Consider the following 14146-nt stretch of genomic DNA (forward strand, 5'->3'; position numbering starts at 1 on the left):
GACGACGGGGCTATTGATAGGTCGCCACAATATCCGCGACGGCGCGCTCCAATTGCTGCGCCGTCGCGCATTGGCGCACGACATTGCAGAAGGTCGCATAGCGCGGCATTTCGGAATCGCCGAAGCCCCAGGCCATGCGCCCCTCGGGATTGAGCCAGACCAGCCGCTTCGACCGCTCGCCGATGCGGCGCAGGATGTCAGCGCGCGGATCCAGATTGTTGCTGCGGGCGTCGCCGAGAACGATGACCGTGGTCTGTGGCGTGATCGCACTCATGAAGCCCTTCTCGAAATCAACGAAGGAGCGACCGTAGTCTGACGAGCCATAACCGACCGAAGACATGATCTGCTTCATCGCCTCTTCAGGTTTGTTCTTCTCCAGGACCTCACTGACTTCGATCAAGTTGCCGGAAAAAGCGAAGGAGCGGACATCGGACACAACTTCATGCAGGCTGTGGATCAGCAGCAGGAAGAAGTCGGAAACCTGCGCCACCGAGCCCGAGACGTCGCAGATGGCCACGATCTTCGGCTTGTCACGATGACGGCGTTTCCATGCCGTCATGAACGGTATGCCACCCCAAGCAGCATTGCGGCGGATGGTACGGCGGACGTCGAGATGGCCACGGCGCTGCCGTTTGCGCGGCTTGCTGAAGCGCTCGCGCAGCCGCCGTGCGATGTTACGGATCAGTGCCCTCATCTGCTCGATCTGGCGCTGTTCCAGCCGCGCCATCGGCGCATTGCGCAGGATCTCATTGCGCAGCGCCTCTTTCTCTTCGCGGCCATAGAGCAGCAGCGCCTGCGCAACCATTTCGCTAACGGTCTCGCGCAGGCTGCCGAGCGCCGCTGCGAGCCGCTCGGCATCCGCCGAATTCCGGGCATTGAGAGCGTCGATATCATCGCGCAATTGCGCGATCCCCAGCTGTTCGAGCACCCGGCTGGCAAACAACCCACGCTGGGTGAAGACCCGAATATCGGTCAAGCCTGCGGCATTCGAGGCATTGGACAGCGCCGCAGCAATCGCCGCACGGTCCTGCGCAAGCAGCATCTGCGCGAGAGCGCCGAGTTCGGCAGAGGCCTGACCGGACGCCGCGCCTTCCGCGGTTTCGGCGCCACTCTCGCTCGCACCTTCGTCCGCATTCTCCGCGTCGTCGTCATTCGCCGCTGGAGGCTGCTCGAAGTCGGGGTGGGTAAAGAAGGTATCGAAACACGCGCCGAGCGCGGCCTTGTCATCGCCGGACTTCGCCAGCGTCAGCAGCAGCGCATCGCGCAGGATGCCGCGATCGGAAGGGCCGACCTCGGCGACCGCACGCATGGCATCGATACTTTCGGCGGGCGAGATTCTCACCCCGGCGCCGCGCGCCGCCCGAAAGAAACGATGCAGGGTGTCACGCATCGGCTAGCCGAATACGCCTTGCCGGCCGGACTTGGCGACAAAACCCGAGACCTGCGGCAGCGTGGCTTCGATGTCTGCCTCATACTTTAACAGTACATTGAGCGTGTCCTTGACCATCTCATGGCCGAGTTCGGATGCGCCGAGCAGCACCAGCACCTTGGCCCAGTCGATGGTCTCGCTCACTGACGGCAACTTCTTGAGGTCGAGCGTGCGGACCTGATTGACGAAGCCGACGAGCTGCTTGCGCAGCACCGCGGGAATTCCGGGTACACGGGTTTCGACGATGCGCTCTTCCAGCTTGGGCTCGGGGAAGCCGATATGCAGATGCAGACAACGGCGCTTCAGCGCATCGCCGAGATCGCGTTCGCCATTCGAGGTGAGGATCACCGTCGGCGGTACGATGGCCGCAACGGTGCCGAGTTCGGGAATCGTGACCTGGAAGTCGGACAGGATTTCGAGCAGCAGCGACTCGAATTCGGCGTCGGATTTGTCGATCTCATCGATCAACAGCACACACCCCATCGGCTGTTCCAGCGCGCGCAACAGCGGGCGCGGTTCGACGAACTCCTTCGAGAAGAACACGTCGCCGAAAGTATGAAGTTGATCGAGCGCCTTGGCGAGCGTGTCGGCATCGCCCAGCACTTCACCGAGCTTGTCTTTCAGGATCTGGGTGTAGAGCAACTGCTTGGCGTATTTCCACTCATACAGCGCCTTGGCCTCGTCGAGGCCCTCGTAGCATTGCATCCGGATCATCTCGAGACCGCGCGAGGCAGCAATCGCCTTGGCAAGTTCGGTCTTGCCCACGCCGGCAGGACCTTCGACCAGGATCGGCTTTTCGATCTTCTCGGCGAGATAGACGGCGGTGGCGATCTGCCGGCTGGCGATATAGCCGGCGGCCGCCAGGCTGCGCTCAACGGCTTCAATCGATGCTGACGAACTGGTGCTCTCGGCCACGCGCTTCACTCCGGATTTCGCATGCTGGAATAAGCCCGGAACACGTTATAGCGTGCTCGCCCGGCTCATTCCGGCGTCCTGATTTGCTACGTGGTTCAGCCAGCCGCGTCCAGCGCCACCGGCTCATCGCTCAGTTGCGGCGGCTGGGAGCCTGACAGTTGAGCGCTTTGCGGTACCCTGCGGCGCGGGCGTCGTCCTCGCTGCAGAACCAGCGGTCCGGCCTCGGCTGGGTCGCGTAATTCTGGCACTGGGGAATAAGATAGACGCCGACATGGCCGGTAAACTTGGCCCGGCGGACCTGTTTCGCCCTAATGTTGCAGCCGGCCGGCATCGTGAGATCGGTGGGGAACAGCGCCGCGCGCAACTCCTTGTCCTTGTCGCTCCGGCAGGCCGAGCCGAGCAATGGGCTGTCGCTCGCCTTGCCGCGGAATTCTGCGGGTGTCACGAAGCACCCGCGCCACAGCCCTTGGCGCTTGTCTTTGGCGGCTGTCTCGTCGGGCTTGAAGCTGGTCCTGGCGCTTGCCTTGTCCGACGGCTCGATGCTCACCGCATAGCCCGATCGGATCACCGCCTGATTGAGGCTCTCTGCCTCGCCAACAACGCTGCAGAGACCGGAACGGCGGTTCTTGTAGATCTTGTCCTCGCCCCGATCCTCGCAGCGAACCTCGCGCTTGCCGATCAGTTTCACCAGCTGGTCCCTTGCCTCGATACCGCAGGCCCAGTTGTCGGCATGCTCATCGACACAGGGCTGATCAACCTCCGGCGCGTCCAGGCCGGCAAGCTTGTAGGCGACATTACCGATCTGGATAGTGTCGCCGTCCTTGACGATGGCTTCGACCGCCGAGGCCGGGTTGGCGACAAGCAGCAGGAACAGCAGGGAAAGGATGCGCATCAATCTGGTCTCGGGATCGGCACGGGAGGACTGCGATCAGTCCTATCGCAGCAGGCGCGTCCACGAAAGAGACATCAGACGCACTGCGCCGTTACACCGCCACCAGCAGCGCCACGCCAGCCACGATCATCACCACGCCGGCCAGCTCCCGCGCCGACAGCGGCTGCTTGAACGAGTAATAGGCGACGGCCTGCGCGAACAGCACCTCGACCAGCGCCAGCGTCCGGACATTGGCGGCGGCCGTTAGCGCAAAGGCCAGGAACCAGAATTGCGAGGCGGCCGCACCCATGAAGCCGGCCAGCATCGATGGCTTCCACAGGCCGAGAATGTCGCTCAGCACCTTGGGTGCACGGGCCAGCAGATAGGCCGTCAGGATCAACGTCTGCACGAACAGCGCCCAGACCAGCGCATAGGATGCGGCAGTGACGAAGCTGACGCCTGGCACGTTGATGATGGCGCCGCGGAAGCCGACCGCCGAGAGTGCAAAGGCCGCCGCGGCGACAAGCCCCAACGCTGTCGGCCGGACGCTGCCGAGATCGCGCGTGGCGCCCGGCCGCAGCGCCGTGACGACGACGCCGAAGGTCGCAATCAGGATCGCGATCACCCGCCAAGCAGTCAGGTGATCGCCGAGGAACACGAAGCCGAAGATCGCAGTCTGAATCGCCTCAGTCTTCAGATAGGCCGTGGTGACCACGAAAGAGCGCTCGTTCATCGCCGCCAGCATCAGCCCGGTGGCGAAGATCTGGCTCAAGGCGCCAAGCAGCAGCCACGGCCAGAATGCCATCGGAGGCCATGTCACGCTATCGCCGGTGGCGACCAGGATGACTGCGAAGAACACCAGTGAAAACGGGAAGCCGAACAGGAAGCGGATGTTGGTAGCGCCCCAGGTCCCGAGCGGCCCGGTGAGCGAGCGCTGCATGGCATTGCGCGCCACCTGCCCCAGCGAGGCGACGATGGTGAAGGGAATCCAGAGTGAGGCGATGGTGAACATGAGGCAGGATGGGTCCGCGTGAGATGGCGCGGAACCTGACCGCGCAACGCCGCAGGGTCAAGCTGTCTATGCCCATGCCTGCGATGCGATCACGACCGCCTCAGAGCTCGCTTACCAAACGAAGCGAACGACGCCTTTGCCGGCATGGCTGCGGGTGAGGTTGGAGAACTCGCCCTCATATGTCGCCGCGACCGACAACCCGCTGCCGAGCAAGATTTCCGCACTCGCGCTGGTTAGCGCCGCGTCGGGTGCCATCGCGGCGCCGTTCACCACGAAGCTCGCGCCAGGCAGCGACTGGAACGAGGCCTGCGCGACGCGGTCGCGATTGAAATCATGCGCCCACGCCGCTCGGCCACGAAGCGTGAGCAACGCATCATCGAGAACGAAGGATTTGTCGGTGCGGAGACCGAGTTCGCTACGCGTGGCAGTGACGTTGCGTCCGGTGTAACTGAGCGCGAAATCATTGCCGCCAGAGACGAGCGCCTCTGCATAGGCAGGCAGATCGATATTCGTGACCTGTCCAGCCGCATACGGCGTCACGCCTACACCGCCGAACCATGGCGCCACGCTGCGATGGCCGGCTTCGACGCGCGCCGAGAAAGCGTGCGCGGTGAAGTTCGCGCCCAGCCGCTCGGCATCGACGATGGTCACCAGCCGCTCGGTGGTGACGTTCTGCCATCCGTAGGCGAGCGCAGCTGTGATATAAGCGGGGCCTTGGTGATGGCGGATGAAGCCACCGATCTGGAACAGGTCCGAATGACCTGAACCGAGATTATCCGACAAGCCGAAACTGGTGCCGCCACCGGCCACGGCAAAGCCGGCAAGCGTCTGCGACGACAGCCAGGTATCGGCCCCCACGGCAACACCCCCGATCCGGCTGCTACTACTATGCGAGCCGACGACCGTATTGCCATCGGTCGTCTGACCACCACCGAAGCCCGCGGCCCAGACGTTCCAGCGCGATTCGAAGCTCGCCGCCGCGAGCGGCGCTTTGGCGATCGCACCGTAGGCGTCCCGCCACGACGTCGTCGAACGATCGGCCGATGCGAAGGCGTTTGATACTGTGCCTGCTGCTGCGAGGCCGCGATTGGCTATGAAGGGATCGGTCAACACACCCATGAACTGCGTCATGGCCTGCACGGTATTCTGCTGTACGCCGGTCGAGAGTTCGCCCGATGAACGCGTCAGATCTTCCGGCGACATCGCGCCGAGCGCATAGGGAATGCCGCCATGGCTGCCAAAATAAGTGTTCAGAGACGAGCCGATGTTATTCTGGTTGACGTTGAGTCCGGTCAGTTTCAGATCGACATCGAGATAGACGTTTTGAGCACCGTAGCTCAGCGTCGTGATGAATGAGGGCGGCTCGTCGCTGACGATATTCCGGCTGAACGCGCCTGCAACGCCGCCTGCGGCGTTCAGAATGGTGTAGCGTTCGCGGACATAGGACGCAGGATCAAAACTGACGCGAACGCTGGCATTGTTGAGCGTTGCCGTGCCGGTGACATTGGTCCGGTCCGCGGCCATGCCCGATACTTCAACCAGATAGTGCGAAGCCGCTGCAAACGTCAGATTGCCTTGAACTGACAGCAGCCCAACCGAATTGCCGGGCGACAGCGCACCACCATCGGCAATCTGCGTCGTGTTGACAATACCGTTGCCGCCGAGCGTCGCGCCCCGCTCGACGCTCACCAGCGACGACGCGGCGATCGAGCCGTTGACGCTGAGCGTTCCGGCCCTCACGTAGGTGGCGCCCGTATAGCTGTTGAGGCCGTCGAGGCGCGTGATGCCGTTACCAGCCTGCGTAAACGTGCCGTTGCCCGAGATGGCGCCTGCGAGCGTGAGCAGTCCCTCGCGATTGGCAACCAGAGCGCCATTGTTGATGACATTGCCCGTGATCGAGCCGGTCAGGCCGCCATTGCCGATCTGCAGGGTACCGTTCGTAATGACAGAGCCACCGCTATAGGTGTTTTCGCCGGTGAGGATCGTGGTGCCGGCACCGACCTGCCGGAACACGCCGCTGCCAGAGATCGTGCCGCCAAACGTGTAGATATCCGAACGGAAAATCTGGAATGTCCCGTTGTTGACGACATCACCGACAATCGAGCCAGCGGCACCGCCGGAACCAAGTTGCAGAGTGCCCGCGCTGACCAGCGTGCCACCTGTATAGGTGTTGTCGTTCTGAAGCGCGGTGAGGCCAGCGCCCATCTGAACGAATGACCCCGTGCCGGAAATGACATCATTGTAGAAGAGAGTGTTGGAGCGGTTGACGGCCAACATGCCACTGTTTGCGACATTGCCCGTCAGTGTGCCCGACGTGCCGCCATTGCCGATCTGCAGCATACCAGCCGCGACCGTCGTCCCGCCGTTATAATTGTTGTTGCCAGCGAGAATCAGGGTGCCCCAGCCGTCCTTAATCAGAGTGCCAGTGCCCGTGACGTTGCCGGTGGTCGAGTATGTCGTCCCGAACAGTGCCTCGATCGTCGAACTGCCCGTGAGCGAGATGCTGCGCGTGGATGTGATGTCGGCCAGCGTCAGCAGCCTGCCACCCGACAAAGCAAGCGCGCCTGCGCCGAGATTGGCATCTGCCAATATGGCAATGGTCCCGCCCGAGATTGTCGTGCCACCCGTATATGTATTCGTTCCAGACAACAGCAGCGTACCGCTGCCCGTTTTCACGAGACTGCCGCCAACGCCTGTAATCGTGCTTGCAATGACCGTGTCGGCGGCCTGGTTGAGCGTCAGTTGCGCGCTCGCAAGCGCGATCTCGCCGCCGAAACCGACCAAGGAATTCGTCGTGGTATTGTAGCCGTTAAGATCGAGCTTGCCGCCATAGACGATGACATCGCTGCCGCTGGGCAGTGCACCGAAGGTGCCGAGCTGCAGCGTGCCGGCCTCGAGCACGGTGCCGCCGGTCCAGCTATTGATATTCGTGAGGACCAGTGCGCCATCGCCCGTCTTGACGAGGCTGCCGGCGCCGGACACCGTGCCAGTCAGCACCAGCGCGGTTGCCGCGTCGGTGTCGATTTCGCCGATCCCGAGCAGCGACACATTGCGTGCCGAATTGATATTGGCCGTCGTGTGGAGGATGCCGTTGTCGAACGTCAGACCACCCGTGGTGGCGCCAAGATTTGCATTCGACGAAATCTGCAGCGTGCCGCCACTGATCGTGGTGCCTCCGGTATAGGCGTTGGCACCGGCGAGCACGAGCGTGCCGCCACCAGTCTTGTTGATGCCGCCGGAGCCGACAATCGGTGCCGAAATGGTCGCGTTCTCGCCTGACAGGACACGCAGCTCACCAATGCCGTCCGTGCCACCGAGCGACGTTGGCCGCAACTCACCGGTTCCTTGCGTGAGATCGTAGACACCGCTGACAAATTGCAGTCCATAAAACTTTTGCGACCCGTTTACCGTGACGGTCCCACCGGGCCCGCTGAACACACCATAAATGGAGCCCCACTGCGTATTGGCGACACCGCCGAAGTCGAACCAGTTGTTGTTGGTCGCATTCCAGGTCCCGCTGCCGCCGGCCGTGCCGCTCGACGCATCATCCCAGCGTTGAAGAATGTCAGTGCCGTTCGGGGACGCGACGAGATCGACGACATGCGCACGAGAACTGTCGATTGCATAAGTGACAGGAAACAGCCCCGAGATCGGCGGGATGGTGCCGATGGTCAGACCGGAGATCGACGCACCGCCGGAATAATTGATCATGCGGTAATAGCCGACGGGTGGCTCGCCGGTGGTACTGATATTGAACGTCACATTGTTGAGCGCGACATCGCCATTGACCCAAACCGAGGTCGAGGTCGACGACGCGGCGCCGGAGAAATGGCCGAGATTGAAATCGAAATTGCTACCCGCAAGCATCGACAGATTGCCGTTCACAGTCAGGTGGCCGGTACCGTCAGGCGCCAGCTTGCCGCCGTTCAGGACCGTCGTACTGCCCACCGATCCGTTTCCGATCAGTCTGCCGCCGTGATCCACCGTGACGGTGCCGCCGAGTTGTCCGGTCACGCCCAATGTTGCGTTCAGGATTTCCGTGGTGCCCGTGAAAGCAGTGCTCCGGCCGGAAAGGATCGTGGTTCCGGCGAGTGCGTTGATCACACCATTGCCGGTGATCGAATTGTTAAAGAGATAATCGCTGCTCGTATGGTTGAAATTGAGCGCACCACTTTGCGCGAGGTCAATCAGACCTGTCACGAAACCGGGCGCCAGAGCCGCCGAGCCCGCCTCGGCGCCGATACTCAATGTGCCGCTGACGCCGAGGGCGCCGATCTGAATCGTACGCGCCTTCGCAGTCCCCCCGTTGCTTACCGTGAGCGAACCCACAGACGCTGCCCCGATCTTCAAGGTCTGGGCGTCGAGAGCCGATCCCGCACCATCGACTTTCACAGCACCATGCGAGACATAGGTCGCATCATTGCCGATCGAAACGGTGGCTGCAGTTACATGCATGCCATCCGCAATCAACAAAGAACCATTGCCACGATAGCCGACAAACAGATTGGTATTGAGCCACGATGCGCCGGTGCCCGCGACAGTGACATTGGCATCAGTAGCGCTGTCATAGCCGACATACCCATTGGCCGTCGTTAGCCTGGCGCCGCTGGCGAACGCCAGTGTGCCCGCATTGGCTCGCAGATCACCGTTGAAAGACGTCGATGTTCCCGCAAGCGTCCAAACGGCGTCGCCATTTTTTTCCAGCGCCGAGAAGCCGCGATACTTCGTGCCGAGTGCGGAGAGATCGAAAGCTCCGTCCTGAGAGCCACCCAACGCAAAGATATTGGGATTGCTCGTATCCAGACCAACGACGACATCGCCGGTAATGTTCGAGCCGGACCACAATTCGAGCCTGTTGCCGCCGCCGGTGAACAGAACCGCCGCAGCGCGCGATCCGTCGACGTTCTGTCCGCCCTCGATCGTCCCCGCCGAAACTACCGTGATGCCGGCGCTCTGGCCGAAGATGCCGGCTCCGCCCGCTCCATTCGCACCGGCGTGACCGCTGCTTCCGTTGCCGAGCTCCCATCCGCCGCCGCCCGGGCCAGCGGCACCGCCGATCCCGGCATCGCCGCCTTGCACCAGTCCGCCGCGGTCGACGCGTATGGTGCCGGGAGTCGCCATCACGACGCCATTGCCGCCGTTACCACCGGCACCGCCATTGCCACCATTGCCGCCGGAAACGCCCTGGCCGCCCGATCCCCCGGCGCCACCGCCGCCCGCGGCTCCGCCGAGCACCGATGCGCCGCCCTCGATAACCGTCATGCGCGCGCGAGAGACGACGATGCCGGCGCCGCCGTTGCCACCATTGCCGCCACTGCCGCCATCGCCTCCGATGCCGCCGTCGGTCGCAGTGGTGATGCAGGGCGGCTGTCCGCCGGGACAATAGTTGCCGATAGCATCGGGGGCGCCAGTGCCTCCGCCGCCGCCAGCGCCGCCCCAACCACCAAGACCACCCCTGATCGTCGGTGCCAGCGTTTCCAGAGTGTCTCCGGTCGAGAAGAGACCTATGCCGCCGCCACCGCCACCTCCGCCTCCTCCGCCCCCACCGCCGTAACCGGGCTCCATGAAGGCGCCATAAAACGCCAACACGCCATCGCCGCCGGCGGCGCCGACGCTGCCATAGCCGCCTTTGCCGCCTGCGATGAACTGGTTGCCGGGAACGAACGCCCCGCTGAAGATCGCGCCGGTGCCACCGCCGCCTCCACCGCCGCCACTGCCGCCGTCATGACCCATTCCGTGAAACCAGTTGGTACCGTCGGCGCCTTTGCCCTTCTCCGGAAACGAGCCGTATTGTCCCATCTCGCCCTGGATAGCGCCGCCCTGGAGCTGAGCGCCATTGAAGCCCGGCGCGCCGCCATGACCGCCGAGGCCCCCGCCTTTGGCATTCGCACCGCTGCCACCCTTGCCGCCATTGCCGACATCAGCATCTTTCGGATACTTCTTGTCGGCATCCCTGCCGCCGCCGCCACCGCCGCCGCCGCCGCCATTCGCCGGATCGATCACGCCGCCTGCACCACCGGCCTTCGGATCGCTGGTGGAGTGAGCGCCGCCAGTGCCGCCAAGTCCGGAGGACTGAGCGTGAACCGCTTGCGACGAGGCAATAGCCGCAACAACCAGCAACGAGCCAGCAAACGAAAGCGTCATAGCCGTCGACGACATCAACGTATGAGCGGGGCGCACGCCGGTGCCACTGCTCTTGCCCGAGCCGCTGCGGCGCGCTGCGCCGACGACTAAAAATACTGGGAGCTTCACTATCCAACTCCAGCTCGCAGATCGACGCGAGTGAAGCTCCATGAGACACGCGGTCACATGATGAGTCGCAATCAAAGATCGACGAATCGACTTACAGGTTCGACGAATGCCCTGCAGGATTTTCGCATGTTGAAACGCAGCAACACGCGAGGCGTAAAACACTCGGCGCGCCGACACTGATAACGATTTATTAAGTCATGATCAGCAGGGAATTGATGGAAATCCGAGCCCGAAAATGTGAGTCGTCAACGCGCTCGCATTCGTCTCACGTCGTGTAGTTCAAACACCAAGGCGCGCACGCAACTCAGCACGGCCGGCGCGCGACACTGGCCAATGATCGTCATAGTCATGAACGCGCAATTGCCATGCCCCACTCGACCGGCGCACGACCTCGCGGACGAACTGATGATTGACAACGGCCGTGCGATGAATGCGCACGAACCAGCCCGACGGGATCAGGCCGAGCCACTGTGTCAGCGGCCTTGGATCGAGCACCATCGCGCCATCTATCAACCACACCTCGGTATAATCTTTCGACGAGCGCAGGCCGACGATTTCGGTCAATGGAGTGCCGAGAATGCCATGTGCGCGACGTAGATAGATCAATGCAGGATATGCGGCCTGCGAATCTCCCCCAGCAGAGGCGATCGGCGGCCGGCCATAACGCGCTGCCGCGATGAGATCGGCGCAACGAAACAGATCACCGATTTCATCCGACCACCGGCGCGATACTGCAACCGCATCGAAGCCGATACAGGCGACGAGCCTGCCGTCATGAAACACCGGCACACTGAGTACACTTTTGTTGTTCTGCCGGATAAACTCCGCGCGCAACGCACCGGCGCTGCGAGGCAGTGCCTCGATGTCATTGACCATGACCGCCTGCCCCAGGACCAGCCTTTGATGCAGCCAGCCGATCATGGTGACCGGCACATGCTGCAGATCCTGCACAAATGATCCAACCCCGCCGCGGCTCCACTCATGGGTATTGCGAAAGCGCAGATGGTCGGCGTCGTATTCGAACATCCATGCGCGATCAGCTTCGGCGTCCACACCTACGGCTTGAAGGATCTCGGCAATCGCCGCATCGAGCGGCCGCGTCAGCAGCAGCATCGCCGTGTCAAACACCCAGCCCGATTGCGACGCCGCAACACGATCATCGCGGCTGACGAATTCCCAGGGCTGGATTGAAGCGGATGACAACTGCAATGCTCGCGGTAGTGATCACAAGACCTATCCAACCACCTTACCTTCGGCAACCTGTCAATCCCTGCGGCATGGCAACTACACCATCGCGGCACCCGAGCATCCGCATCGTGCGATGCGCCGCGATCTTGGGCAATCTCCGGCGCCACAACCAGCATTGCAGCGCCCGCTTTTGGCGATACATTGAAGCAAAGCGCATTCGGAGACTGCCGGATCATGCTGCGATTTCTGCCTGCCGTCCTCGGCGCCCTGACTTGTTGGTTCGTTACGCCGGCGCTCGCGCAAAATGCCCCGCGCGGCAGTGAGTGTCTGGCAATGGCCACACGGCCACCACTCGCGGTTCCGGTCAGTTTGCGCCGGACTGCGGCGAAGGCCGATGAGATCGCCATCACCTATGCCGGACACTCCACCTACTATATCGACACTCCCGGCGGCGTGACCATCGCCACCGACTATAACGGCGTCTACAAGCTTGATCGCATCCCGGACGTGGTGACGATGAACCGGGCGCACAGCACGCACTACACGCTGTACCCCGACCCGCGCATCAAGACGGTATTGCATGGGTGGGGCGAGGGTGGACAGCCGGCGCAGATCCATGAGCGCATCGGCGACGTGCTGATCCGCAACGTCACGACCGACATCCGCCGCTATTATGGCGATGACGCGGGCGGCGAGATGGTGAAGGACGGCAATTCGATCTTCATCTTCGAAGTTGCCGGTCTGTGCATCGGCCATCTCGGCCATCTGCATCACAAGCTCGACGAAAGCCACTTCGCAGCGATAGGCCGCCTCGACATCGTGATGGTGCCGATCGATGGCAGCTACACAATGTCCCTCGACGGCGTATCCGAGATCACCAAGCGGCTGCGGGCCTCAGTGGTGCTGCCGATGCATCGTTTCATGACGCCGCTCAGCGACTTCATGGCAAAGATCGGGAAACAGTTCGAGATCGACCAACGGAGCGCCCAAACGCTGACAATATCGCTCAGTGCGCTGCCCAAGGCGCCGACGGTGATTATTCTCAACGGGGTTTGACGGCCTTGCGAGGCAGAAGCAGGCGGAATTGAAACGCTACACCTCTTCCGCGACCACCATATAGTTCACGTCCATATCGGACGACAGCGTCCAGCGATCGCCGAGCGGGTTGTAGACGACGCCTGACTGTTCGGTGATTTCCAGCTTGTTGCGCGACAGATGATGCGCGAGTTCGTCGGGGGTGACGAACTTGTCCCACTGATGCGTACCGCGCGGCAGCCAGCGCAGCACATATTCAGCGGCAACGATGCCGAGCGCAAAGCTCTTCCAGTTTCGGTTCAGCGTCGAGACCACCATCAGGCCACCAGGCTTCAGCATCGACGCGCAGCGGTCGAGGAAAGCGCCGACATCGACGACATGCTCGATCACTTCCATCGCCAGCACGATGTCGAAGCGCTCACGTTTGTCCATGTCCTCGATAGTAGTGCAGCGATAGTCGATGGACAGATGACCCTTTTCGGCATGGAGCTTTGCGGCGGCGATGTTGGTGGCAGAGGGATCGATGCCGATCACCTGTGCGCCAAGCCGGGTGAACGGCTCGCACAGAAGACCAGCCCCGCAGCCGATATCGAGCATCCGCAATCCGCTCAGACAGTTCAGGCTGCGAACATTGCGATCGAACTTGCGGCAGGCAGCGTCGCGAATATATGTCAGGCGCAGCGGGTTGATCTTGTGCAGCGGCGCCATCTTGCCGCGCGGGTCCCACCATTCCTCCGACAGCTTTGAGAATTTCGCGACCTCGCTGGCATCGACGGAGGATGCGGAAGCGTCGGAAAAGTTTGCTTGGATGGCCATTGTGGAGCCGTTGTCCTATCGCGCTGTGATGTGGCTGCGAAATGCGAGTGGCGACGCGATCATCTTGATGACCTCTTCATCGTCACCCATGTTCTCGATGGCGATGTCACCATAATTCAAGATGCGTCCCAGAATGCTCTGATTGACGCTGACGCTCGCGACCTTGTCGATACTGATCTCGAAAGTCTTGCGCGTGATAAAGCCTTCCTTGTGGACGACCCGCAGCGTGGTGACATCCGTCTCGGTTGTCCAGCGCTGGAACCAGCCCCTCATCGACCAGTACAGCGCCGCGAAGGCCACTACGGCCGAGGATGCCAGGCAGAGCAGAACAAGGGTTTCGTTAATCGCGTAACGCGTCAGGACCAGCAAAGCCGCGGAGACAATCCAGGCCGCAATGGCCGGGGCATAGACCACCCAGTGCAAGTTGCTGGAATACAGCACCTTCTCGCCCGGCTGCAGGATATCGTCGATATAGCGCCCCATAAACCGTCCAAAATGCCCTGTCTCGGTGCGTTCTAAGGGACCAGAAGCCCGGGTTGCTTGCCCCCACCCTCGCCGCTATGTATACGCGCGTTTTCGTCCGCGTGCGTAGTGCGCGGTATCTTTACCCACTGTCGTCAGGGAATGC

The 14146-nt window shown here is 62.2% G+C and carries 9 protein-coding genes; 1 reads left to right on the top strand and 8 read right to left on the bottom strand.

The genetic code is table 11. The features are described from left to right. Positions 1 to 10: 10 nt before the first annotated feature. From AB8A27_RS22410 to AB8A27_RS22435, 6 genes are all read right to left on the bottom strand, one after another. Positions 11 to 1390, bottom strand: a complete 1380-nt coding sequence (locus tag AB8A27_RS22410) for a VWA domain-containing protein (protein WP_441243803.1) — start codon at positions 1388 to 1390, stop codon at positions 11 to 13. A gap of 3 nt (positions 1391 to 1393) precedes the next feature. After that, positions 1394 to 2344, bottom strand: a complete 951-nt coding sequence (locus AB8A27_RS22415; protein ID WP_441243804.1) for an AAA family ATPase — start codon at positions 2342 to 2344, stop codon at positions 1394 to 1396. A gap of 130 nt (positions 2345 to 2474) precedes the next feature. After that, on the bottom strand, positions 2475 to 3236 hold the full coding sequence (locus AB8A27_RS22420; protein ID WP_441243805.1) for a thermonuclease family protein: 762 nt from the start codon (positions 3234 to 3236) through the stop codon (positions 2475 to 2477). A 91-nt stretch (positions 3237 to 3327) separates the two neighbouring features. Further along, positions 3328 to 4227 carry an EamA family transporter gene (locus AB8A27_RS22425; protein ID WP_441243806.1) on the bottom strand — a complete coding sequence of 300 codons (900 nt, stop codon included), beginning with the start codon at positions 4225 to 4227 and terminating at the stop codon, positions 3328 to 3330. 111 nt (positions 4228 to 4338) lie between these two features. Further along, positions 4339 to 10479: an autotransporter-associated beta strand repeat-containing protein gene (locus tag AB8A27_RS22430; RefSeq protein WP_441243807.1), complete on the bottom strand. Its 6141-nt coding sequence runs from the start codon at positions 10477 to 10479 to the stop codon at positions 4339 to 4341. A 279-nt stretch (positions 10480 to 10758) separates the two neighbouring features. Continuing rightward, positions 10759 to 11682, bottom strand: coding sequence for a GAF domain-containing DNA-binding protein (locus AB8A27_RS22435; protein WP_441243808.1), 924 nt, complete (start codon positions 11680 to 11682; stop codon positions 10759 to 10761). A gap of 219 nt (positions 11683 to 11901) precedes the next feature. Here AB8A27_RS22435 and AB8A27_RS22440 point away from each other — a divergent pair, with 219 nt between their 5' ends. Then, entirely contained in the window at positions 11902 to 12723 is an 822-nt protein-coding gene (locus tag AB8A27_RS22440) for an MBL fold metallo-hydrolase (protein WP_441243809.1), read from the top strand. 36 nt (positions 12724 to 12759) lie between these two features. Here the strand turns inward: AB8A27_RS22440 and ubiG are convergent, their stop codons facing one another. After that, positions 12760 to 13518 carry a bifunctional 2-polyprenyl-6-hydroxyphenol methylase/3-demethylubiquinol 3-O-methyltransferase UbiG gene (ubiG, locus tag AB8A27_RS22445; RefSeq protein WP_441243810.1) on the bottom strand — a complete coding sequence of 253 codons (759 nt, stop codon included), beginning with the start codon at positions 13516 to 13518 and terminating at the stop codon, positions 12760 to 12762. 15 nt (positions 13519 to 13533) lie between these two features. Continuing rightward, entirely contained in the window at positions 13534 to 14001 is a 468-nt protein-coding gene (locus AB8A27_RS22450; RefSeq protein WP_441243811.1) for a PH domain-containing protein, read from the bottom strand. Positions 14002 to 14146: the final 145 nt, after the last annotated feature.

The organism is Tardiphaga sp. 768_D3_N2_1 (genome assembly GCF_052076105.1).
Lineage (GTDB): Bacteria > Pseudomonadota > Alphaproteobacteria > Rhizobiales > Xanthobacteraceae > Tardiphaga.